Source organism: Elioraea tepidiphila DSM 17972 (assembly GCF_000378465.1).
GTDB classification, from domain to species: Bacteria; Pseudomonadota; Alphaproteobacteria; order Acetobacterales; family Acetobacteraceae; genus Elioraea; species Elioraea tepidiphila.
Genome location: NZ_KB899926.1, coordinates 65,296 through 87,749, shown reverse-complemented (window position 1 = coordinate 87,749; position 22,454 = coordinate 65,296). Strand labels below are relative to the sequence as shown.

Sequence of the window (22,454 nt, the reverse complement as noted above, 5' to 3'; positions counted from 1 at the left end):
CCCTCACCGCGGCGCCACGCGGATCGCGAGCCGCGCGGCACTCACCCCCTCGATCGCCGCGGCGCGCGCGATCAGCCGGTCCACGTCCGGATCGGGCAGCGGCGCGAGATCGACCCCCGCGAGATCGTCCGGCAGCAGCGGCAGCACCGGCCGGTGCGCGAACAGGCACACCACCTGCTCCTCCGCGCCGGGCGTTTCGGGCACGATCTGGAACGGCCAACCGGGGCCGGGAATCTCCACCGTGCGGCCGGCCGGCACGGCGGCATCCGGCACGTGCGCGTTCGGCAGCACGCGCACCAGCGAGCCGTCGCCGAACCGCCAGAAGCAGGCGAGATGCCCGTCCTCGGCCACGGTCGCGCGCAGCACGATCGGCGTGCCGACCTGCGCGGGCGCGTCGCCGCGGTCGGTCGCGAGGCGCGGCGGGGCTGGGCGCGCGATCGTGCGTGTCGCGACGGCCGCGACCTCGGCGGAGACGGTCTCCGTCTCTGCCCCCGGCAGCGCCGCGAGCACCGCCCCCAGCGTCTCGCCCAGCGGTTCGAGGGCCGCGCGAAGCCGCGGCGGCAGGCGTTCGACCAGCGGTTCGGCGCCCTGCGCGCAGGCGAAGCGCACGGCCGCGCCGCCCGTCGCGGGCGCGATCTCGAAGCCCATCGCGGCATCGGGAATGCGGAGCTCCTGTCCGGCTGTCACGGCCGAGTCCGGTCGTGCCGGGTTCGGAAAGATGCGCATCACCTGGCCGGCGCCGGTCTGGTAGAAGCAGGCGAGGTGGCCGTCGCGGCCCGCCGTCACCGACAGCACCAGCGGCAGGCCCACGCGGACCTCGCCGCCCGGTGCGAGCACCACCAGCCGCGGCGGCACGGCGGCGACAGGCGCCGGCATGGCCGCGACGGGCGGCGGGGCTGGCGCCGCTGGGGCCGCAGGCTCGCGCGCGGCTGGCGGCGTCAGCGGGCTCGTCACCGTGCCGTCGTAGCGCGCGGCGAAGCGGCGCCCTTGCAGGCTGAGCGCGATCTCGGCATCGCCGCCGGCGAGTGCGGCGCGCGGATTGCCGATCTTTCCGTCGATCGCGATCCGGTCGTCGCGCCAGGTGCCGTGCCCGGCGACCGCCGCCGGGGCGTCGAGGCGGTCGAGCCGGAGCCGCAGCGTCTCGACGGGGAACGGATCGAAGCCGGGCAGGCTGAGCCGGCCGCCGGACAGCGTCAGTTCGGCGGCGAGATCGAGCGTGGCCGCGCGAAGGCTCGGCCCGCGCAGCGTGAGGGCCAGCGGCCCGCTGATCGGGCCCGCCAGCGCATCGAGGTCCTGCCCTGTGAGGCCGCGGAACAGCGTCGCCGCATCGACCTCGGCGAGATCGAGCGCGGCGGTCGCGGCGAACGCAGCCGCGTCCGTGGCATCGAGCCTGAGTGTCAGCCCCGCGCGGCCGCCGGCGAGCACCAGGTCGCGCGCCTCGGCCGCGAGCACGCCATCCGCCAACCGGGCGGCGAGCGTGGTGCGGCCGAAGTCGAGCCCACCGAACGCCGCCTGCCCGGCGGCGAGGTCGAGCGTGCCGTCGAGCGCGCGCAGCAGCTGCCCCGAGCCCGAGGTCGCGATGTCCAGCATCCGGCGGAGATCCGCGGTCTCGGTGCGGAGGGACGCGGCAAGGCGCGGGCGCGGCCCGGAGCGATCCACCTCCAGCCGCCCCGAGGCGGTGCCGCCGCCGAACGCGAAGCGCGCATCGTCGAGCGCGAGCGCGCGGTCGGCGACGGCAAGCTGGCCGTCCACCCGCGCGGGTGCGGCAAGCTCGGCGGTGGCGGCGGCCTCGACGCCGAGCCAGCCCAGGAAGTCGGCGAGATCGCGCGTCTCGAAGCGCAGCCGCCCGCGCGCGGTGAACGGGCGGGCCGTGCTGTCGGCCACCAGATGCAGCCGCGCGGGCCCGAGCGTGACCTCGGCCTCGGTACCGAGCGGACCGCCCGCGACCAGCCGCCCGGCCGGGCCGGCGCGCGCGACCAGCGCCACCGGCCTTCCGTTCAGCCGGAGCCCGCTCTCGATCAGCAGCGGCTGGTCGCGCCCCGTCAGCGTCAGGGCGAGGCGGCCGGCCGCGACCGCGCCGTCGCGCAGGGCCGCGTCCTCGACCACCAGCCGGCCCTGGCCGTCTAGGCTTGCGAGCAGGTCAGCGGCGGTGCTCCCGCGCGCGACCAGGGCGAGATCCCCGCGCGCGGTGCCGCTCAGCCCGTCGAGCCCGGCCTGGGCCATCATCGGCCCGATCGCGACGTCGCGCAGGTCGAATTCGGTGTCGAGCCGCGGCCCGTCCTCGCCGGGGGCGAAGCTCAGCCGCCCGACCAGCCGCCCGCCATAGAGGCCGAGCTCGTGCAGCGCCGCACTGAGCCGCCCGTCCGTCAGCCCGATCTCGACCGCGGTCGGGCCAGCCGTCAGTCCGGCGAGCACGACGGTCTCGGCCTCCAGGCGCAGCCCGGCATCGAGCCGGCGCGCAATCCCGCCCCAGGGCTCGGCGGTGAGGCGGTCGAAGACGGCGGCAAGGTCGAGCCGGTCGACCGCGATGCGGCCGCTGAGCTGTGAGCGGGTCGCGCCAGCGGCACCGACGAGAGTCGCGGTGACACGCGACCCGCCGATGCTGAGCCGGGCCTCCTCCAGCGCCAGCCGGCCGGCATTGAGCCGCAGCCGCGCCGCGCCGTCGAGCGCGGCCGTCCGCAGGGTGAGCCGTCCGTCGGCGCCGTCCGCGCCGAGCCGGCCGGCGAAGGAGGCGGCGAGCCCAGGGTCGGCGAGGGTGACCGAAAGCTCGGCCGGGCCGCCATCGGCGGCCGGTCGCAGCGCGGCCCCGAGGCCCGTGAGGGTCAGCGCGCGTCCGGTGGCGGCGTCGGTCAGGTGCACCGAGCCGTCCGCCAGCACCATCCGTTCGGCGGTCGCGAGGCCGCGCGGCAGGGGCCCGGCGAGCGTGCCGCGCTCGGTCAGGGTCAGGGACAGGGCCGCGCGCTCGACGCTCAGCTCGGTGAAGCGGAACGAGCCGGACAGCAGCGCCAGCGGATCGAGTGCGCCGGCCAGCCGCGACGCCGCGAGCCCGCCCTCGGGCGTGCCGGGCGCGCCGACGCGCAGCGCCTCGGCGATCAGGCGCGGCGTGGGCAGCAGGCGGAGCCGCACCTTCCCGGCAACGGTCGCGGGTTGATGGAAGGCGCTGCCGATCAGCGTGCCCGCAAGCGCGCGCAGCCGCGCCTCGGGCATCAGCGATGGCAGCACCGCCAGGGCGCCGGCCGCAACCACCAGCGCGCTCGCCAGCGCCACCAGGACCAGCCGGATTCCCCGCATCGCCCCATCCTCCCCGCGGCAAGGGTAGTCCGCCGGCGGGGCGGGCGGGAAGCGCGCTATGCCCCCGTGTCCGTGGCGCGCACGACCCGGCGCGGCTCGCGCGACTTGCCCTGCGCGGCGAGCTCCTCGAGGTAGCGGGCCCAGCGCGTCCCGTATTCGCGGCCGAGCTGGTGCAGGTAGTCCCAGGAGTAGATGCCGGTGTCGTGCAAATCGTCGAACACGATGCGCACGGCGTAGTTGCCGACCGGCTCCACCTTCAGGATTCCGACATGCGCCCGGCCCCAGACCAGCACCTTCTGGTCGGGCGCGTGGCCCTGCACCTCGGCCGAGGGGCTTTCGACCCGCAGATACTCGGCCGGCAGCACGAAGCGGCTGCCGTCGTCGAAGGTGACGGTGAGGGTGCGGTCGGCCTTGGAGGCGCGGATCTCGACCGGCGTCGGCATGTCAGGGCTTGGGCGGCGGCGCGGGCGCGTCGAGCGGGCGCGCCTCGTCGGGCAGCATGATCGGGATGCCGTCGCGGATCGGGTAGGCGAGCCCGGCGCGCTCGCTGATCAGCTCGCCGCGCTCGCGGTCGTAGCGCAGCGGCCCCTTGGTGACGGGGCAGACCAGGATTTCCAGCAGGCGGGGATCGACCTCGGTCATCGGCTCCTCACGACAGGGGCTGGCCCGGCTCGTGCCCCGGGCCGCCATGCGCGCCCATCTCGATCAGGGTGAGCAGCATCGCCGCGCGCTCGTCGAGCGTCGCCGCCTCCAGCAGCGCCTGCTTCTCGCGCGGATCGAACGGGCAGATCATGCAGAGCGTGGTCACCAGCGCGGCATCCGGGGTCTCTTTCACCGCCTGCCAGTTGGCGTCGATCCCCTTGGCGCGGAAGTAGGCGCGCAGCATGCGTTCGAGCCTTTCCCGGTCGAGCGCGGGCCGGGCGTCGAGATCGAGATCCTCGGCGAAGCCCGTGAAGTCCGCCCGCACGCGGCGATAGCCCCGGCGCATCGCGAGCTCGGCCGCGACGCGGAAACGGATGATGCCGGTGAGCGTGATCAGGAGCCGCCCGTCCTCGGTCTCGCTGAACGAGGAGAGCCGGCCGAGGCAGCCGACGCGATAGAGCCCCGGCCCGTTCGGTGTCGGCGGCTCCACCGGGTTGGGCTGGATCATGCCGAACATCCGGCCCTCGGCGAGCGCATCCAGCGTCATCGCCAGATAGCGCGGCTCGAAGATGTTGAGCGGCAGCCGCCCCTGCGGCAGCAGCAGCGCGCCCGTGAGCGGAAACACCGCGAACTCGCCGGGCAGGTCCTCGACCGCCGGATGCCAGGCCGAGGCGGTCGGCACGAGGCTCAGCTGAACAGCAGGGTGGAGAGACGCCGGCGCGCGGCCACGGTCACCTCGTCGGTGAGCCCCCAGGCTTCGAAGAACTTGAGCAGTTGCAGCCGCGCGGCCTCGTCGTTCCATTTGCGGTCGCGGCGGATGATCTGCAGCAGCTGCTCGGCCGCCTCCTCGCGCTTGCCGATCGCGTTGAGCGCGATCGCATAGTCGTAGCGCGCCTGGTGATCGTCGGCGTTGGCCGCGAGCCGGGCCTGGAGCGCCGCGATCTGGCCCTGCGCCTCGCGCCCCTTCTCGGCGAGTTCGAGGGCCGCCTTCACGCCCTGGATCTCGGCGTGGCTCTCGACGTTCGAGGGCAGGGTGGCGACCAGCGCCTTCGCCTCCGCGGTGCGGCCGAGCGCGATCAGGGCGCGGCCAAGGAGCCCGATCGCCTCGGCGTTCTCGGGCTCCTGCTGCACGAGCGCTTGGAGGATTTCGGCAGCTTCCTCGTGGTTGCCTTCGGCGGCGGCTTCCTTCGCCGCGGCGAGCAGGTCGGCCGCCGGCATGGTGCCGCCGGCCATCTGCACCAGCCGTTCCACCCACTGCTTCACCTGGCTCTCGGGGAGCGCGCCCTGGAACCCGTCCACCGGCTGGCCCTGGTAGAAGGCGTAGACCGTCGGCACCGACTGGATGCGGAGCTGGGCGGCGAGGCGCTGGTTCTTGTCGATATCGACCTTCACCAGCCGCACGCGCCCGCCGGCGCCGCGCACCACGCGCTCCAGGACCGGGGTGAGCTGCTTGCACGGCCCGCACCAGGTCGCCCAGAAATCGACGATCACCGGCAGGTCGCGGCTCGCCTGGATCACGTCGGCGACGAAGGAGGCTTCGGTGGCCTCGCTCACCGGGTCGGGCGCGGCGGTGCTGCCGCCCTTCTGGGGGTCGAAGATGATGTCCATGGCCTTCCGGGGCGCCTCTGTTCGCGTCGCTGGGTGTCGCCCGCCCATAACATGACCCCGGGCGGGGCGCGAACAAGGGCGGATCAGGCCGCGGCGGTATCCAGCGCGTCGAGCGCAACCAGGCGCGGGGTGTGGCCGGTGGCGGCGAGGAAGGCGCGGAACCCCTCGGGTGTCACCGAGGTGGTGGCCTCGTTGGTCAGGGGGTGGGCGTTGATGCGGGCATAGCGGCCGGAGAGCAGCGCGTCGTCGAGCACGAACTCGACGCGGCGGGCCGTGTCGTTGACCAGGGCGAAGGGGGTGACGGCGCCCGGGATCACGCCGAGGGTGTCGATCAGCTCCTCGGCGGAGGCGAAGGACATGCGCGGCACGCCGAGCGCGCGGGCGAGCGCGCCGACGGGCACGCGGCGGTGTTCCAGCATGGTGACGAGGCGGAACGTGCCGGCCTTGTCCTTGAGGAACAGGTTCTTCACGTGCGCGCCCGGGATCGTCTCGTGGATGCGCAGTTCCTTGGTCTGCTCGACCGTGAAGACGGGCGGATGCCAGCGGGTGGTCTGGTCGATGCCGAGTTCGGCGAGACGGTCGAGCAGGTCCTGGGGCGTGAGCGGCATGGCGCCGGGATAGGGGGTTCGGGCGCGTGCGGCAACGGGCGTGGCGGATGCGCCGTGCGCCGCCGCCGCCTTACGCTTTAAGGTTCCCGGTTTCTCCCGCCGGATCAGGGCGTTGCGCGATCGCGCCTTAAGACTTTACGGCTTTATCGCGGGCCGCCGCGTCGGCGCGCGGCGGGGCCGTGGCGGAGGGACCGTAGCGTACCGCTCCGTCGGAATCGGACGCAGGTGAGCGCGCGCTTGCGGGCTGCCGATCAGGTCGTCTCGGATGGCGGCGCATGACCCGGACCGCCGCCGAGTCCCGGATCGCAGAGATCACGCGCCGCCCGGCAGCGGATCGCCGCCGTCTGGTCGCTCCGGGAGGCGATCCGGTCGGCGCTGTCGCGGCGCAGCGGTGTGGCGGCGCCGCCGATCCCGCCGCTTGCGTCCATCCGTGGCGCATGGCTGGTCTACGCCTTCTCCCGACCGAAGCGAAGGCGAGGGACCGCATGGACGAGCGCGTGGTCGACACCTCCTGGTGGCATGTCCTGCCGTCGGACGCCTGGCCCCGGCATGATCCGATCTGGCGTGCCTTCGGCCCGGAGGGCCACGAGACGCTGTGGGACACGATTCTCGCCGGGAGCGGCGTCGTCCTGCCGCTCGTCGCGATCGCAACCATGCCCCGCTACGACGCGCTGCGCCGCGCCCTGCCGCCGGCCGAGCCCGTGCCGGAGGTGTTCCAGGTGCGCGACGGTGTCGGCGCGATCCTGCTCACGCTGCTGACCGACACGACGGAAGAGCCGCCGGCGGGCCGCATCGCGCATGTGGTGCCGTTCCTCCACGCCGGGCCGAACCTGCCCTTCGTGCTGCGGCGGGCGCTGCTGGCGCCGGACCGGTGCGCGGCGATCCTGGAGGCGACCTGGCCGGACGGGGCGCCGGTCGCGTTCTACGACCTCCATTGGCCGGCGGCGCGCGCGCTCTACGAGCCGGGCCGGCCGATCGAGTTCTGCCTGCGGCTCCTGGCGCAGGAGGTGGCGGTGCTCGACCCCGGCACGCCCCGGCCGCCCTGGCTCGGCGCCGGCGAGGGCGTGTGGTTCGCGCGGCGGGGCGCGCCGGATCAGGCCGTGGTCGAAGGCGCGGTGACGCGGGTGTGGGATCCGCTGCCCGAGCCCTTCCTCGGCTGCGTCGTGACGCGGGTGGACGTCGCCGCCGAGGGCCGGCGCACCCGCGTGCTGCTGACCGACAGGGTGGCGGGCGATCGCCTGCCGGGGGTGGGCGAGCGGATCGCCGCGCTGGGCTGGGTGAGCGGACATCTCTGGGCGCTGCCCTGAGCGGGCGCGGGCGAGGGCTTGCCGCGACGCGCCCCGCCCCGCGATGCTCCCGTGTCTCTCTCCCGTGCGCGGGAGGGGGCCGGGGCGAGGGTGATCGATGGCGAACGCGCTCTATTACGGCGACAACCTCCAGGTGCTGCGCGAGCACATCCGCGACGAGAGCATCGACCTGATCTATCTCGATCCGCCGTTCAACTCGAACGCCACCTACAACGTGCTGTTCCGCGCGCCGGGCGGCAAGGGCAGCGAGGCGCAGATCGAGGCGTTCGAGGACACCTGGCACTGGGGCGAGGCGGCGGCGGCGGCCTTCGACGCGGTGATCCGCGGGTCGCACACGGACGCGGCGACGATGCTGCGCGCGATGCGCTCCTTCCTCGGCGAGAACGACATGATGGCGTATCTGGCCATGATGGCGGTGCGCCTGATCGAGCTGCACCGGGTGCTGAAGCCCACCGGCAGCCTGTATCTGCACTGCGACCCGACCGCGAGCCACTATCTGAAGGTGCTGCTGGACGCGGTGTTCGGGGTGGAGTGTTTTGTTAACGAAGTAAGTTGGAAGCGAACGTCTGCGAAGTCGGACTTCGTTCAGGGCGCAACGCACTTCCCCCGGGTTCGTGACGTACTCCTCAGGTACAAACGAGAGGTGCGCCAACGGTGCACGTTCAACCAACCCTTCACGGCGTACGACGAGACTTACCTTCTGTCGAAGTACCCGCATGTCGATACGGCAGGCCGACGATACGGGTTGTGGGACATGACGGGGCCGGGAGGCGCAGCAAAAGGGAATCCAAGCTATGAAGTGATGGGTGTCACCCGGTTCTGGCGATACTCGCGCGAGAAGATGAGCGAATTGATCGCAGCGGGCCGCGTCATCCAGCCGAAGCCGGGAGCCGTCCCTCGGCTGAAGCGATTCCTCGATGAGCAGAAGGGCGTCCCTGTTGGAGACGATTGGGACGACATCGATCCGATCAACTCCCAGGCCCAGGAACGCCTCGGCTACCCGACCCAGAAACCCCTCGCGCTGCTCGAACGCATCATCGCCGCCTCCTCCAACCCCGGCGATGTCGTGCTCGACCCGTTCTGCGGCTGCGGCACCGCCGTGCACGCCGCGCACAAGCTCGGCCGCCACTGGCTCGGCATCGACATCACCCACCTTGCGATCAGCCTGATCGAACGCCGCCTCAAGGACGCCTTCCCCGACATCGCCTTCGAGGTGCACGGCACGCCCAAGGACCTCGAGGGCGCGCGCGACCTCGCCCAGCGCGACAAGCACCAGTTCCAGTGGTGGGCCGTCTCGCTGGTCGATGCCGTGCCCCAGGCCGGCAGGAAGAAGGGCGCCGATCGCGGCATCGACGGCATCCGCTTCGTCCAGGTCGGCCCCAAGGCCGGCGAGGTCGAGCGCGTGATCGTCAGCGTCAAGGGCGGCGAGAACGTCGGCGTGAAGGACATCCGCGACCTGCGCGGCACGGTCGAACGCGAGGGCGCGATCGCCGGGCTGTTCCTCACCCTCGCCGAACCCACCCGCGACATGAAGCGCGAAGCGGCGGCTGCCGGCACGGTCGAGATCCCCTTCGCCCACAGGCCGGTGGGCAGGATCCAGATCTACACGATCGCGGAACTGCTCGCCGGGATGCGCCCGGATCTGCCCGGGCTCGGCCGGCACGAGGGCTTCAAGCGCGCGCCGCGCGAGAAGCGCGCGGGCCAGCAGGGCGCGCTGGAGCTGTGACGCCCGGCGTGGCCGCCGTCCCGGGCAACGTCCTCGACACGGACGTCAGGATGGCACCGTCCGGTTGAGCGGCCGCGCGCGCCGGTCATGGGATAGGGAGTTTGAGGTAAAGGGCCGATGGCCCTTTCCCTCAACAGACGAAAACCCCCGCTTGCGCCGCCCCACCACTTGCGCCATCCCCCCAGCCATGCCGACCCGCCGGCTGGGCTCCCGCCGCTTCCGCACCGCCATCATCCGCCCCCCCGCCGGAACCGACTGGCGCGCCCGCCTCGCCGCCGCCGACGCCGAACTCGCCGCCGACTACCGCGAAGCCCGCGCCCCCTCCGCCTGGCGCGCCGTCCGCGCCACCCGCCGCATCCTGCTGATGGCGCTCTGGACCCTGCTCTGCATCCCCATCCAGGCCGCCTGCCTCGCCATCGGCGGACGCCCCCCCGTCGTCTTCGCGCGCTGGTACCACGCCGTGCTCTGCCGCATCGGCGGCATCCGCGTGCGCATGATCGGCACCCCGGCCACGCCGCAGCCCGGCCGGCCCGTGCTGTTCCTCTGCAACCACCAGTCCTGGGCCGACGTGCTCGTGCTCGGCGGCCGGCTCGAAGCCTGCTTCATCGCCAAGGCCGAGATCGGCTCCTGGCCGCTGATCCGCACCGTCGCCAGGCTCGGCCGCACCGTCTATGTCTCGCGCCGCCGCGGTGCCACCGCGCGCGAGAAGGACGAACTCGTCAGCCGCCTCGCCAAGGGCGACTCGCTGATCCTGTTCCCCGAAGGCACCACCAGCGACGGCGCGCGCATCCTGCCCTTCCGCAGCGCGCTGGTCGGCGCGGTCGAAGCCGCCGGCATCGACCCGATCGTCCAGCCCGTCTCGCTCGTGTTCGACAAGCTCGACGGCCTGCCCGTGACCCGCCCGCACCGGCCGCATTTCTCGTGGTACGGCGACATGGACATCGCGAGCCACGCCTGGACTTTGCTCGGCCGGCGCTCCTGCCGCGCCACCATCCTGCTGCACGAGCCGCTCGACCCGGCCGCGTTCCCGAACCGCAAGGCGCTCGCGGAAGCGGCCTACCAGGCGGTGGACGAGGGGGCCGCCGCGCTGCGCCAGGGCCGCGAGGCCCGGCCCCTGTCGCCGAAACATCACGCTCCGGCAGCCGCCTCTTCGCCCGATCGCGCTTGACACGGGTCGCCCCGCTGTGGCGTCACTTGTCGCCGAAAGGAGAGGTTCGCGCCCTTGATCCCACAGGTCCGGCCGGTGCCGACCGGATGTCGCCTTCGCAAGCCCGGCTTTCGCCGGCTGCCGAGGGCCTGATGCGACCTCCCGCCACCTCCATACGCCCCAGATGACCGAGACCCCCCGGCCCCGACGGCTGCACGTGCAGACCTGGGGCTGCCAGATGAACGTCTATGACAGCGCCCGCATGGCGGACGCGCTGGCCCCGCTCGGCTTCACGCCCCAGCCGGCGCCCGACGGCGCGGATCTCGTGGTGCTGAACACCTGCCACATCCGCGAGAAGGCGTCCGAGAAGGTGTTCGCCGAGCTCGGCCGGCTGCGCCGGCTGAAGCAGGCGCGCGCGGCCGAGGGCGGGCGGATGCTGATCGCGGTCGCCGGCTGCGTCGCCCAGGCCGAGGGCGCGGAGATCCTCCGCCGCGCGCCCTATGTGGACATCGTGCTCGGCCCGCAGACCACGCACCGCCTGCCCGCGCTGGTCGCGCGCGCCGACCGGGGCGAGCGCGCGCTGCTCGACACGGAGTTCCCGGCCGAGGACAAGTTCGACCACCTGCCCGAGGAGGCCGCGCCCCAGGGCATCAGCGCCTTCCTGACCGTGCAGGAGGGCTGCGACCGGTTCTGCGCGTTCTGCGTCGTGCCCTATACGCGCGGCGCCGAGCAGTCGCGGCCCGCGGCCGCCGTGCTCGCCGAGGCGCGCCGGCTGGTCGGGCAGGGCGCGCGCGAGATCACGTTGCTCGGCCAGAACGTCAACGCGTATCACGGCGCGGGGCCGGATGGGCGCGACTGGGGCCTCGGCCGGCTGATCCGCGCGCTCGCCGGGATCCCGGGGCTGGAGCGCATCCGCTACACCACCTCGCACCCGCGCGACATGGACGACGACCTGATCGCCGCGCATGGCGAGGTGCCGGCGCTGATGCCCTATCTGCACCTGCCGGTGCAGTCGGGGTCGGATGCGGTGCTGAAGGCGATGAACCGCCGCCACACCGCCGAGGACTATCTCCGCATCGTCGAGCGGCTGCGCGCGGCCCGGCCCGACCTCGCGCTCTCGTCGGACTTCATCGTCGGCCACCCCGGCGAGACCGAGGCCGATTTCGAGGCGACGCTCGATCTCGTCCGCCGCGTCGGCTTCGCCTCGGCCTTCAGCTTCAAGTTCTCGCCCCGCCCGGGCACGCCGGCGGCGGAGGCGCGGGACCAGGTGGACGAGGCGACCAAGGACCGTCGCCTCCAGACGCTCCAGGGGCTGCTGCGCGACCAGCAGGCCGCCTTCAACGCATCGCTGCTCGGCCGCACGGTCGCGGTGCTGTTCATGGAACCCGGCCGACACCAGGGCCAGATGGTGGGGCGCAGCCCGTGGCTGCAGCCCGTTCATGTGCAGGGACCAACGACGCTCGCAGGAGAGATCCGCCACGTGACGATCACCGCGATCCACCCGAACTCGCTCGCCGGCCGGCTCGCCGAGGCGACGGCCGAGGCCGCATGAACCACGTCCTTCCCGGGGGCCCCGAGACGCCGGTGACGCTGCACGTCACCTTCCAGGACAACGCCCTGCTGCCGCTGCTGTTCGGCGCGCATGACGCGCATCTCGCGCGCATCGAGCACCGGCTCGGCGTGCGGCTGACCTCGCGCGGCAACCGCATGGTGGTGAGCGGGCCGTCCGAGGAGGCCGAGGCCGCGAAGGCCGCGCTGCTCGGGCTCTACGCGGCGCTCGGCCGGGGCGAGGTGGTCGGCGGCGCGGAGGTGGACGCGGCGATCCGCATGGCGCGCCACGCCGCCACGCGCAAGGCCGAGGGCGTGGTCGAGGAGCCGCGCCTGCCGCTCTCCGACATCCCCTCGATCCGCACGCGCAAGAGCACGATCGCCGCGCGCAGCCCGATGCAGGCCGCCTACATGGAGGCGCTCGCCGCGCACGAGCTCGTCTTCGCGCTCGGCCCCGCCGGCACCGGCAAGACCTACATCGCGGTCGCCCAGGCCGTGGCGATGCTGGCGACCGGCAAGGTCGAGCGGATCGTGCTCTCGCGCCCGGCGGTCGAGGCGGGCGAGCGGCTCGGCTTCCTGCCCGGGGATCTGCGCGAGAAGGTCGATCCCTATCTGCGCCCGCTCTACGACGCGCTCGCCGACATGCTGCCCGCCGACCAGGTGCAGCGCCGCCTCGCCGCCGGCGAGATCGAGGTGGCCCCGCTCGCCTTCATGCGCGGCCGCACCCTCGCCCATGCCTACGTGATCCTCGACGAGGCGCAGAACACCACGCCGGTGCAGATGAAGATGGTGCTGACCCGGCTCGGCGAGGGCAGCCGCATGGTGGTGACCGGCGACCTGACGCAGATCGACCTGCCGTCCGGCACGCGCTCGGGGCTCTCCGACGCGCTCGAGACGCTCGAAGGCATGGCCGGGCTCGGCGTGGTGCGGTTCTCGGAGCACGACGTGGTGCGCCATCCGCTGGTCGCGCGCATCGTCGAGGCCTATGGGCGGCGGGCCCAGGCCGAGAAGGAGACGCGGCGGCGCGCCCGCCCGCCCGCCGCACAGGCTGACGATGGAACCGGGAAGTAGACCCCCCGCGCCGGGCGCCGGCGCGGGGATCACGGTCACGGTCGCCGAGCCGCGCTGGCGCGCCTCGGTGCCGGCGGTGGAGTCGCTGGCGCGCCGCGCCGCGGCCGCCGCGATGCGGGCCGCGCGCGCGCGCGGCACACTCGCCCTGCTGCTCGCCGACGATGCGACGCTGCACCGGCTGAACGCGCGCCATCGCGGCAAGGACTACGCCACCAACGTGCTGTCCTGGCCCGGCGCGGATGGCGGCGGCGACATCGCGATCGGCTACGGTGTGGCCGCGCGCGAGGCGCGCGCGATGCGCCGCCCGCTCGCGCGCCATCTCGCGCATCTCGTCGTGCACGGCGCGCTGCACTGCGCCGGCCGCGACCACGAGGACGACCGCGCGGCGCGGCGGATGGAGCGCGAGGAGGCGCTGGTGCTGCGCCGGCTCGGCGTGCCCGACCCGTACCGGGGGCCGGCGCGATGAGCGAGAACGGCGGCCTGTCCCGCCTGATCGACCGCATGTTGCGGCTCTTGCGCGCGCGCGACGACAACGGGCTGCGCGAGAGCCTCGAAGCCCTGATCGAGCAGCGCGCCGAGGAGGCGGGCGAGGACGCCCCGCCCGCGCTCGATCCGCATGAGCGCGCGCTGATCGCCAATGTGCTGAAGCTGCGCGGTGTCACGGCCGATGACGTGATGGTGCCGCGCGCCGACATCATCGCCGTGCCCGAGTCGATGCCGCTCGACGCGCTGATCGGCGTGATCAAGCGCGAGGGGCATTCGCGCCTGCCGGTCTATCGCGAGAGCCTCGACGACATCATCGGCATGATCCACATCCGCGACGTGTTCGTGCACATGGATCGCGGGGCGGAGTTCCGCATCGCCGACATCCTGCGCAAGCCCCTCTACGTGCCGCCGTCGAAGCCCGTGCTCGACCTGCTGCTGGAGATGCGCCAGGCGCGCATGCACATGGCGATCGTGGTGGACGAGTACGGCGGCACCGACGGGCTGGTGACGATCGAGGACGTGGTCGAGGAGATCGTCGGCGAGATCGCCGACGAGCACGACGAGCCGCTCGCCGCCCAGGTGGTGCCGCGCCCGGACGGCACGCTCGACATCGATGCGCGCCTGCCGGTGGAGGAGTTCGAGCGCCATCTCGGCCCGATCCTGTCCGACGACGAGCGCGAGGCCGAGATCGAGACCGTGGGCGGGCTGATCCTCGCGCTGACGCACCGCATCCCCGCGCGCGGCGAGACGATCGCGCATCCCTCGGGCGTGGAGTTCCGCATCCTCGATGCCGACAGCCGGCGCATCCGCAAGGTGCGTGTGGCCCCGCCGCCGAGCCGGACGCCGGAGGAATCGCGCCCGGCCGCCTGAGCGGAGGGCGCGGCGTCAGGGCTCCAGGAAGGTCAGCTGGTCGGGATCGGCGGCGAGCCGCACCGTCGTGCCGGGCGGCAGCGCCTCGCGCCCGCGCAGATGCGCCTCGTCCACGTGGAAGACCATGCCGGCGACGGTGATCGCGTAGCGCACATGTCCGCCGAGGAACTCGGTGCGCTGCACCTCGCCGCTGAACTGCGCCGGGCGGCCCTCCTCGGCGATCGCCAGCGCCTGCGGCCGCAGCGCCAGCAGCGTCCGGCCGGTGCGCGCGGTCCCGGGCGCGGGCAGCACGATGCCGCCCGGGCCGCGGAACAGGCTCGCCGCGCCCTCGCGCACGATCTCGCCCTCGATCAGGTTGGCGGTGCCGAGGAAGCCGGCGACGAACCGGTTCGCGGGGTTGTCGTAGAGCTCGACCGGCCGGCCGACCTGCTGGATGCGCCCGCCGTCCAGCACCGCCATGCGGTCGGAGATCGCGTTCGCCTCCTCCTGGTCGTGCGTGACGAAGATCGTCGTCAGCCCGGTCTTGCGCTGCAGCGCGCGCAGCTCGGCGCGCATCTCGACGCGCAGCTGCGCATCGAGATTCGAGAGCGGCTCGTCCAGCAGCAGCACCTCGGGCTCGATCACCACGGTGCGCGCGAGCGCGACCCGCTGCTGCTGCCCGCCCGAGAGCTGCGCCGGCCGCCGCCCGCCATAGCCCTCGAGCCCGACGAGCGCGAGCGCCGCCTCGACCCGGCGCACCACCTCCGGCCGCGGCACGCGCCTGCGGTGCAGGCCGAAGGCGACGTTCTCGGCCACCGTCATGTGCGGCCAGAGCGCGTAGTTCTGGAACACCATGCCGACATTGCGGTCCCAGGGCGGCGCCTCGGTCACGTCGCGCGCGCCGACGCGGATGCGGCCCCGCTGCGGCTGGCCGAAGCCGGCGATCAGGCGCAGCAGCGTCGTCTTGCCCGAGCCGGAGGGGCCGAGGAAGGCGAAGAACTCGCCCCTCGGCACGGCGAGGCTGACGCGGTCGAGGATCACGGTCGTGCCGTAGGCGAAGGTGACGTCCTCGACCGCCACGCCGATCGCGTTCTCTGTCATGCGGCGACGACCTCGCGCGAGCGGCGGCTGCGGTCGCGTTCCGCCAGACGGTGGGAGAGCCAGGTGCCGACCGCCACCACCACCACCGCGATCACGCCCAGTGCCGCGCCCGGACCCCGCCCGGCCGGCGACTGCATGTAGACATAGATCGCGTAGGAGAGGGGCGCGTTCACGTCGCGCGTCACCAAGAGCAGCGTCGCGGAGAGCTCGACCGCGGCGGTGGCGAAGGCGGTGACGAAGCCGGCGGCGATGCCGCCCAGCATCAGCGGCACGACGATGCGCGCGAGCGTGAACAGCTTGCCCGCGCCCAGCATCTCGGCCGCCTCCTCGAGGCTGACATGGAGCTGGCGCAGCGCGGCATCGCAGGCCCGCAGCGCGTAGGGCAGGCGGCGCACGGCATAGGCGATCGTCAGCATCAGGCCGGAGGTGGCGAGCGAGCCCTCGATCCCCGGCACGCTCACCTCGAAATAGGTGCGCAGGATGCCGATGCCGAGCACCAGCCCCGGCACGGCGAGCGAGGCGGTCGCGGCCTGGTCGAGCAGGCGCCGTCCGGGCAGCCGCGTGCGCTGCACCAGATAGGCGATGGCGATGCCGATCAGCACGTCGAGCAGCCCCGCCCCGCCGCAATAGAGCACGGTGTTGACCATGTAGCGCGTGCTCTCGGTCAGCACGGTCCCGTAATGGGCGAGCGTGAAGCCGTCGGGCAGCGGGCTGAACGACCAGACCGTGCCGAGCGAGAGCAGCAGGATGCCGATATGCGGCGAGAGCACGATCAGCAGCGTGATGGCGATGAAGATCCAGGCGAAGGCGGCCTCGCCGCTGCGCATCCGCCGCCGCTGCAGGCCGCCACCGCCGCGCTGCTGGGTGGCGTAGTCGCGTCCGCGCAGCAAGAGCGCCGCCCCGCCCATGGCCGCGAGCGAGACCGCCACCATGATCACCGAGATCACGTAGCCGACCGGGTCGGCGAGCCCGACCGAGGTGATGCGCAGATAGGCCTGCGGCGCCAGCATCGCCGTGACGTTCAGCAGCAGGGGCGTGGCGAGATCGTCGAACACCTTGACGAAGACGAGCGAGGCGCCGGCGACATAGCCGGGCAGCGCGAGCGGGAACACCACGGTGCGGAACAGCGTCCAGCCGCGCGCGCCGAGGTTCTGGGCGCTCTCCTCCATCGCGCTGTCGATGTTCGAGAGCGCGGCCGAGAGGTTGAGCAGGATGAACGGGAAGTAGTGGATGCCCTCGACGAAGATCACCCCGTTCAGCCCCTCCATGAAGGGGATGCGGAAACCGAAGGCGTCGTTCAGCAGCAGGTTGACCGTGCCGTTGCGGCCATAGACGAGCTGCATCGCGATCGCGCCCACGAAGGGCGGCATCACCAGCGGGATCACGCCGAGGGTGTGGATGATGCCGGCGCCGGGGAAGTCGAAGCGGGCGATGAAATAGGCGAGCGGCACGGCGATGATGGTGGCGAGCACCACGGTCATCGCCGCGACATAGAGCGAGTTGTAGAGCGCCTCGCGGAACAGCGTGGAGGCGAAGAAGTCGCCGAAATGCACCAGGGTGAAGCCCGCCGGGCCCTGGAACGCGACCCAGGCCACGCGCAGCACCGGCACGACCAGGAACGCGACCAGGAAGGCGGCGACGGCGAGCCCGAGCGCCACCTGGGCCGGGCTCGCGCCGAGCCTCGCGAGGCCGGGCAGGCGCAGCCCGGCCAGCGTCGCCGTCGCCATGCGCGCGCTTCGCTGCGGGTCTGGCGTCAGCGCAGGCGCGCGGCCTGCTCGGCCAGCCGCCGCGCCTCGGCGTAGTTGGCGCGCGCGAAGGTGTCCCAGCGCTCCTCGATCTGCGCCTGCCGGGCGCCGGCCGGCCGGTCGGGCCGCGTCGGCTGGAAGGCCCCGGCGATCTGCGGGTCGAGCGACTCCGCCTCGGTGATCGGCACGGCGGAGGCCTTCGCGCGCGCCTCGGCGACGAGGCGGCGCGCCTCGGCGTTGTCGCGCCGGGCAAGCTGCGCCTCGGCGGCGTGGATCGCCGCCCAGGCCGCCTTGAGCTCGCTCAGCCGGAACGTGATCAGCCGGTCGAACAGGCTGTTGAGCAGCTCGTAGCGCGCCTCGGACTTCTCGGAGTCGAAGGTGAGCCGCGCGCCGAGCGAGGCATCGGTGAACGGGTTGGGGAAGCCCGGCGGGGCCTTGGCGTAGGTCTCGGGGCGCACCGGCAGGCGCATGATCTTCGGATCGAGCAGGATCTCCTGGCCTTCCGGCGAGAGCAGGAACTCGATGAAGGCGGCCGCGGCGCGCGGGTGGCGCGCGCCGGCGACGATGCCGACATTGGCCGGCACGAGGGTGGTGACGGAGGGATAGACGAACTCGACCGGGAAGCCCGACGCCTTGGCGGCGAGGCCGAAGAAGTCGATGACGATGCCGAGCCCGTACTGGCCCGAGTTCACCGCGTCCGGCACGCCGAAGGAACGGTCCGAGACCGAGGCGAAGTTGCCGCCGATCGCGAGCAGCAGCGCCCAGCCCTTCTCCCAGCCCTCGCCTTGCAGGATCGTCTCGACGGTCAGATGGGTGGTGCCCGAGCGCGACGGCGCGGAGATGCCGACATGGTCGGCATAGACCGGCTTGGCGAGGTCGTCCCACTCCTTCGGCACGGGCAAATTGTTCGCGCGCAGGTAGCGCGTGTTGTACATGATGCCGTAGCCCGAGGCGGCGAAGCCGACGAAGAACCCGTCGGGGTCGTTCACCGGATAGGCGCCCACCTTCTCGGCGATGCCGGTCGCCTGCGGGCGGTAGCGTTGCAGCAGCTGGTCCTTCTTCAGCACCTCGAACGCGTCCGGCGCGCTCGCCCACATCATGTCGGGCGGGCTCGAGCGCGTCTCGCGGATGAAGGCGACGGCCGCGGCCGTGTTGCGGTTCTGGATCTCGACCTTGGTGCCGGGATGGCGGCGTTCGAAGCCCTGCACGATCGGCGTGGTGAGATCGCGCGGGAACGAGGTGACGATCACCAGCCGATCCTCGAGGGCCTGCGCGCGGGCGCCGAGCGCGGGCGCGACCGCCGCCGCGGCGGTGCCGGCGAGCAGCGTTCGGCGGCTGAACGGAACGATCCTGGTCATGGCATCCTCCTCTCTGTCCCGGCGCGGGTGCTGACGGCGCCGAGCGGGGTGCGGCCGCGGATCGCGGGTTGTGCCCGCGCCGCCCCGCACAGCTCGGCATCGTCGGTCCGACCGTGCCGCATCCGCTCTCCCCGTCGCGCCGGCGCATTGCGCGTCCGGCGCGTCCCGACTGTCTCTGGCGTTCCTAGAGCCGCTGTCATAGAAGTGCAATACGACTGTCACATGCTGGCCGATGCCGCGCGGCTGCGCCGCGGCGCGCCGGCTGGCGTGCCGACAGCCGGGGCGCGGCGCGCGCCGCACGATCCAGAGTCGAGACAATCGGTCAGCACCGGGAGGAGAGACCGCATGACCGTCCGCACCCTCACCCTTGCCGCGATCGGCGCGGCGTTCATGGCGGTGCACGCGCCGCAGGCCGCGGCCCAGGCCTCCGAGTGCAGCTTCCGCGGCGCGCTCGACGACGCCTATTGCGACGAGAACCGCGACCTGGTCGCCGATCCGCCGAAGGATCCCGCCCGCTTCCGCGACCCCTCGACGCTGGTCTTCGCCTACACGCCGGTCGAGGACCCCGCGCTCTACGCGAGCCAGTTCCGCCCCTTCATGGAGTATCTGACGCGCTGCACCGGCAAGCGCACGGTCTACTTCCCGGTCACCTCCAACGCCGCGCAGGTCGAGGCGATGCGTTCGGGCCGGCTGCACATCGCCGGGTTCTCGACCGGCCCGACCGCCTTCGCGGTGAACCTCGCCGGCGCGGTGCCCTTCGCGGTGAAGGGCAAGGAGGACGGCTACGAGAGCTACCGGGTGGCGGTGATCGTGCGCGCCGACTCGCCGTTCCGCCAGATGAGCGATCTCAAGGGCAAGCGGGTCGCGCACACCTCGGCGACCTCGAACTCGGGCAACCTCGCCCCGCGCGCCTTCTTCCCCGAACTCGGCCTGGTGCCCGACCAGGACTACCAGGTGATCTACTCCGGCGGGCATGACCGCTCGGTGATGGGCGTGAACAGCGGCGACTACGACGCCGCGCCCGTCGCCTCCGACGTGTTCCACCGCATGGTCGCGCGCGGCCAGGTGCGCGGCGAGACCTTCCGCATCATCTGGCAGAGCGCGCCGTTCCCGACCTCGTCCTTCGCCCACGCGCACGACCTCCGGCCGGATCTCGTCGAGAAGATCAAGCAGTGCTTCTACGATTTCCGCTTCCCCGAGGAGATGAAGCGCGATCTCGGCGGCAACGACCGTTTCGTGCCGGCGACGTATCTGAAGGACTGGGAGCCGGTGCGCTTCGTCGCCGACAAGGTGAACGCGCCCTACACGCGCGCCGCCTTCGACATCGAGGCGCGGCGCGAGGCCGAGGCCGAGGCACGCCGGCGCGCGGCGCGCGAAGAGCAGCAGCGCCAGCAGCAACAGCAACAGCAGCAGCCCGGCCGGACGCAGTGACGGGACGGGCATGACCGGCGCGAACGGGGTCGCCCTCGAGATCCGGGGGCTCAGCAAGGCCTACGCGCCGGGCAGGCCCGTGCTGCACGGCATCGACCTGGCGGTGGAGGGGCGCGGCATCACCGCGGTGATCGGCCCCTCCGGCACCGGCAAGTCGACGCTGATCCGCTGCATCAACCGCCTGGTCGAGCCGAGTGCCGGCGAGATCCGGCTGCACGGGCAGGATCTCGCGCGGCTGCGCGGGCGCGCGCTCCGCCTCGCGCGCCGGCGCATCGGCATGGTGTTCCAGGAGTACAATCTCGTGGAGCGCCTCTCCGTGATGGAGAACGTGCTCTCGGGCCGGCTCGGCTATGTGCCGCTCTGGCGCGCCTGGCTCAGGCGCTATCCGGAGCGGGACATCGCGCGCGCCTTCGCGCTGCTCGACGCGGTGGGGCTGCCCGAGCACGCCACGCGGCGCGCGGATGCGCTCTCCGGCGGGCAGCGCCAGCGTGTGGGCATCGCGCGCGCGCTGATGCAGGAGCCCGAGCTGCTGCTCGCCGACGAGCCGACCTCCTCGCTTGATCCGAAGACCTCGGTCGAGATCATGGAGCTGATCGCCACCCTCTGCGGCGAGGCGGGGATACCGGTGATCGTCAACATCCACAACGTGCCGCTGGCGAAGCGGTTCGCGCGGCGCATCATCGGCATGGCGGGCGGGCGGATCGTGTTCGACGGCCCGCCCGAGGCGCTCGAGGAGCATCACCTCGTGCAGATCTACGGGGGCGAGGAGTGGCTGTGAGCGCCGAGGCCGCGCGCCGCGCCTTCGCGCCCAACTGGCCCGCCCGCCTGGGCCTGCTCGCCCTCGCGCTCTACGCGCTCTACGCCGCCGCGCAGCTGGATGTCACGTTCGCGCGGCTGATGATCGGCTTCGGCGAGGCGGGGCGCTTCCTCGGCAGGATGGTGCCGCCCAATTTCGCGCGCTGGGAACTGCTCGCCGAGGGCATGCTGGAGAGCCTGCAGATCGCCTTCATCGCCTCGGCGGTCGGCATCGCGCTCTCCTTCCCGGTCGCGCTGCTCGCCGCGCGCAACCTGATGCCGTGGTGGATCAGCGGGCCGGCGCGGGGCTTCATCGGGCTCTGCCGGTCGCTCCATTACGTCATCGTCGCGATCCTGTTCGTCAAGGCGATCGGCTTCGGCGCGCTCGCCGGGGTGTGCGCGCTGGTGGTCGCCTCGATCGGCTTCATCGCCAAGCTGTTCGCCGAGGCGATCGAGGAGATCTCGCCCAGGCAGGTCGAGGCGGTGCGCGCCACGGGCGCGGGCTTCGTCGCCGTGCTGCTCTACGGCGTGCTGCCGCAGGTCGCCTCGCGCTTCGTCGGCTTCTGCATCTACCAGGTGGATTCGAACCTCAGGAACTCGACGATGGTCGGCATCGTCGGCGCGGGGGGCATCGGCGGCACGCTGTTCGCCGCCTTCAAGCGCTTCGACTACGACTTCGTCGCCGCGATCCTGATCGTGATCATCGCGCTGATCTTCGCCGCCGAGCTGGTGGCCACGCGCGTGCGGGCCGCCCTGCAATGAGCGACGGCGTCGCCGTCCGACGCGATCCGGCCGCGCCGCTGCTGCGCGAGTGGACCCGCTTCACCCCGCGCCAGCGCCTCGCGCGCTTCGCGATCTGGCTCGGCATCGTCGCCGCCCTGGTGTGGTCGGTGCGCACGATCGAGATCATCCCCGAGTTCCTCGCCGACGCGCCGGAGCAGATGGCGGACCTGCTGATCCGCATGTGGCCGCCCGATCTGCGCTACTACCCCGATGCGGTGCACGCGGCGCTGGTCGAGACGATCCACATCGCCACCCTGGGCACGATTCTCTGCTTCGCGTTCGCGGTGCCGATCGCGCTCTTGGCCTCGCGCATCATCACGCCGGTGCCGGCGCTGAACGCGTTCGCGCAACTGCTGCTTGTGTCCTCGCGGTCGGTGAACACGCTGGTCTGGGCGCTGGTGTTCGTCGCCATCTTCGGCCCCGGCGCCGCCGCCGGCGTGATGGCGGTCGCGTTCCGCTCGATCGGCTTCGTCGGCAAGCTGCTCGCCGAGGCGCTGGACGAGACCGCGAACGGCCCGATCGAGGCGCTGCGCGCCTCCGGCGCGCCCTGGGGGGCGGTGATGCTGAAGGGCTACTGGCCGCAGGTGCAGCCCGCCTTCTGGGGCATCGCCCTGTTCCGCTGGGACATCAACGTCCGCGAGAGCGCGGTGCTCGGCCTCGTGGGCGCGGGCGGCATCGGCGTGGTGCTGGACGATGCGCTCAACTTCTTCCAGTGGGACCGGGCGGCGACGGTGCTGCTGGCGATCTTCGCCGTGGTGATCCTGGCCGAGATCGTGGTGACGCGGATCCGCGCAAGGCTGATCTGATACCCGGCTGCGAAAGGTCCGACCTTCGGCAGCCGGGTATCGCGCGTGGGGCTGGCGGGGCGGCCACGCGCGAACGCCACCCGTCATGCCGGCCTGCCGAAGGGTTCACCCTCGGCAGGCCGGCACGATCGCGTGCGACGCACGCGCTGGCG

At 72.8% G+C, this 22,454-nt stretch carries 21 protein-coding genes; 11 read left to right on the top strand and 10 right to left on the bottom strand.

The annotated features are described in order from the left end of the window. Positions 1-3: 3 nt before the first annotated feature. The 7 genes from F563_RS0113845 to F563_RS24880 all read right to left on the bottom strand — a co-directional run bounded on the left by F563_RS0113845 (position 4) and on the right by F563_RS24880 (position 6,577). Positions 4-3,291, bottom strand: coding sequence for a DUF4384 domain-containing protein (locus F563_RS0113845; RefSeq protein ID WP_026299586.1), 3,288 nt, complete (start codon positions 3,289-3,291; stop codon positions 4-6). A gap of 56 nt (positions 3,292-3,347) precedes the next feature. Then, positions 3,348-3,734 (bottom strand): gamma-butyrobetaine hydroxylase family protein, encoded by a 387-nt coding sequence (locus tag F563_RS0113840; RefSeq protein ID WP_019015278.1) that lies wholly within the window; start codon positions 3,732-3,734, stop codon positions 3,348-3,350. A 1-nt stretch (position 3,735) separates the two neighbouring features. After that, positions 3,736-3,933: a Trm112 family protein gene (locus F563_RS0113835; protein ID WP_019015277.1), complete on the bottom strand. Its 198-nt coding sequence runs from the start codon at positions 3,931-3,933 to the stop codon at positions 3,736-3,738. A gap of 7 nt (positions 3,934-3,940) precedes the next feature. Next, positions 3,941-4,615 carry an LON peptidase substrate-binding domain-containing protein gene (locus tag F563_RS0113830; protein ID WP_019015276.1) on the bottom strand — a complete coding sequence of 225 codons (675 nt, stop codon included), beginning with the start codon at positions 4,613-4,615 and terminating at the stop codon, positions 3,941-3,943. A gap of 5 nt (positions 4,616-4,620) precedes the next feature. Continuing rightward, complete coding sequence (gene trxA, locus F563_RS0113825; RefSeq protein WP_019015275.1) at positions 4,621-5,541, bottom strand: thioredoxin; 921 nt, start codon at positions 5,539-5,541, stop codon at positions 4,621-4,623. Between the two features lie 83 nt (positions 5,542-5,624). After that, the gene (locus F563_RS0113820) at positions 5,625-6,149 is read right to left on the bottom strand and encodes a prolyl-tRNA synthetase associated domain-containing protein (RefSeq protein ID WP_019015274.1); all 525 of its coding nucleotides are present in this window, start codon (positions 6,147-6,149) and stop codon (positions 5,625-5,627) included. 251 nt (positions 6,150-6,400) lie between these two features. After that, complete coding sequence (locus F563_RS24880) at positions 6,401-6,577, bottom strand: hypothetical protein (protein ID WP_019015273.1); 177 nt, start codon at positions 6,575-6,577, stop codon at positions 6,401-6,403. A 57-nt stretch (positions 6,578-6,634) separates the two neighbouring features. Between F563_RS24880 and F563_RS0113810 the strand changes: the two genes are divergently transcribed. From F563_RS0113810 to F563_RS0113780, 7 genes are all read left to right on the top strand, one after another. Then, the gene (locus F563_RS0113810; RefSeq protein ID WP_019015272.1) at positions 6,635-7,456 is read left to right on the top strand and encodes a hypothetical protein; all 822 of its coding nucleotides are present in this window, start codon (positions 6,635-6,637) and stop codon (positions 7,454-7,456) included. A 97-nt stretch (positions 7,457-7,553) separates the two neighbouring features. After that, complete coding sequence (locus F563_RS0113805) at positions 7,554-9,182, top strand: DNA methyltransferase (protein WP_019015271.1); 1,629 nt, start codon at positions 7,554-7,556, stop codon at positions 9,180-9,182. 187 nt (positions 9,183-9,369) lie between these two features. Beyond that, positions 9,370-10,350 (top strand): lysophospholipid acyltransferase family protein, encoded by a 981-nt coding sequence (locus F563_RS0113800; protein ID WP_019015270.1) that lies wholly within the window; start codon positions 9,370-9,372, stop codon positions 10,348-10,350. 163 nt (positions 10,351-10,513) lie between these two features. Continuing rightward, on the top strand, positions 10,514-11,881 hold the full coding sequence (gene miaB / locus F563_RS0113795) for a tRNA (N6-isopentenyl adenosine(37)-C2)-methylthiotransferase MiaB (RefSeq protein ID WP_019015269.1): 1,368 nt from the start codon (positions 10,514-10,516) through the stop codon (positions 11,879-11,881). Then, positions 11,878-12,948, top strand: a complete 1,071-nt coding sequence (locus F563_RS22605; RefSeq protein ID WP_019015268.1) for a PhoH family protein — start codon at positions 11,878-11,880, stop codon at positions 12,946-12,948. Before miaB ends, F563_RS22605 begins: the two co-directional genes overlap by 4 nt. Next, the gene (ybeY, locus tag F563_RS0113785; RefSeq protein WP_019015267.1) at positions 12,932-13,414 is read left to right on the top strand and encodes an rRNA maturation RNase YbeY; all 483 of its coding nucleotides are present in this window, start codon (positions 12,932-12,934) and stop codon (positions 13,412-13,414) included. The genes F563_RS22605 and ybeY overlap by 17 nt, the downstream gene beginning before the upstream one ends. Further along, positions 13,411-14,304 carry a hemolysin family protein gene (locus F563_RS0113780; protein ID WP_019015266.1) on the top strand — a complete coding sequence of 298 codons (894 nt, stop codon included), beginning with the start codon at positions 13,411-13,413 and terminating at the stop codon, positions 14,302-14,304. The genes ybeY and F563_RS0113780 overlap by 4 nt, the downstream gene beginning before the upstream one ends. A 15-nt stretch (positions 14,305-14,319) precedes the next feature. On the opposite strand, the gene F563_RS0113775 is transcribed toward F563_RS0113780, so the two are convergent. The 3 genes from F563_RS0113775 to F563_RS0113765 are packed head-to-tail and all read right to left on the bottom strand — an operon-like array spanning position 14,320 to position 18,487. Continuing rightward, positions 14,320-15,384: an ABC transporter ATP-binding protein gene (locus F563_RS0113775; RefSeq protein ID WP_019015265.1), complete on the bottom strand. Its 1,065-nt coding sequence runs from the start codon at positions 15,382-15,384 to the stop codon at positions 14,320-14,322. Next, positions 15,381-17,111, bottom strand: coding sequence for an ABC transporter permease (locus F563_RS0113770; RefSeq protein ID WP_019015264.1), 1,731 nt, complete (start codon positions 17,109-17,111; stop codon positions 15,381-15,383). Before F563_RS0113770 ends, F563_RS0113775 begins: the two co-directional genes overlap by 4 nt. 26 nt (positions 17,112-17,137) lie before the next feature. Further along, positions 17,138-18,487 carry an ABC transporter substrate-binding protein gene (locus F563_RS0113765; RefSeq protein WP_019015263.1) on the bottom strand — a complete coding sequence of 450 codons (1,350 nt, stop codon included), beginning with the start codon at positions 18,485-18,487 and terminating at the stop codon, positions 17,138-17,140. A gap of 345 nt (positions 18,488-18,832) precedes the next feature. On the opposite strand from F563_RS0113765, the gene phnD reads away from it, so the two are divergent. Genes phnD through phnE (F563_RS0113745) form a run of 4 tightly spaced genes read left to right on the top strand, consistent with a single transcriptional unit; the run spans position 18,833 to position 22,302 of the window. Then, on the top strand, positions 18,833-19,918 hold the full coding sequence (gene phnD / locus F563_RS0113760) for a phosphate/phosphite/phosphonate ABC transporter substrate-binding protein (RefSeq protein ID WP_019015262.1): 1,086 nt from the start codon (positions 18,833-18,835) through the stop codon (positions 19,916-19,918). Between the two features lie 10 nt (positions 19,919-19,928). Next, positions 19,929-20,696, top strand: a complete 768-nt coding sequence (phnC, locus tag F563_RS0113755) for a phosphonate ABC transporter ATP-binding protein (RefSeq protein ID WP_019015261.1) — start codon at positions 19,929-19,931, stop codon at positions 20,694-20,696. Next, on the top strand, positions 20,693-21,475 hold the full coding sequence (gene phnE, locus F563_RS0113750; protein WP_019015260.1) for a phosphonate ABC transporter, permease protein PhnE: 783 nt from the start codon (positions 20,693-20,695) through the stop codon (positions 21,473-21,475). Before phnC ends, phnE (F563_RS0113750) begins: the two co-directional genes overlap by 4 nt. Continuing rightward, positions 21,472-22,302 (top strand): phosphonate ABC transporter, permease protein PhnE, encoded by an 831-nt coding sequence (gene phnE / locus F563_RS0113745; protein WP_019015259.1) that lies wholly within the window; start codon positions 21,472-21,474, stop codon positions 22,300-22,302. The genes phnE (F563_RS0113750) and phnE (F563_RS0113745) overlap by 4 nt, the downstream gene beginning before the upstream one ends. Positions 22,303-22,454: the final 152 nt, after the last annotated feature.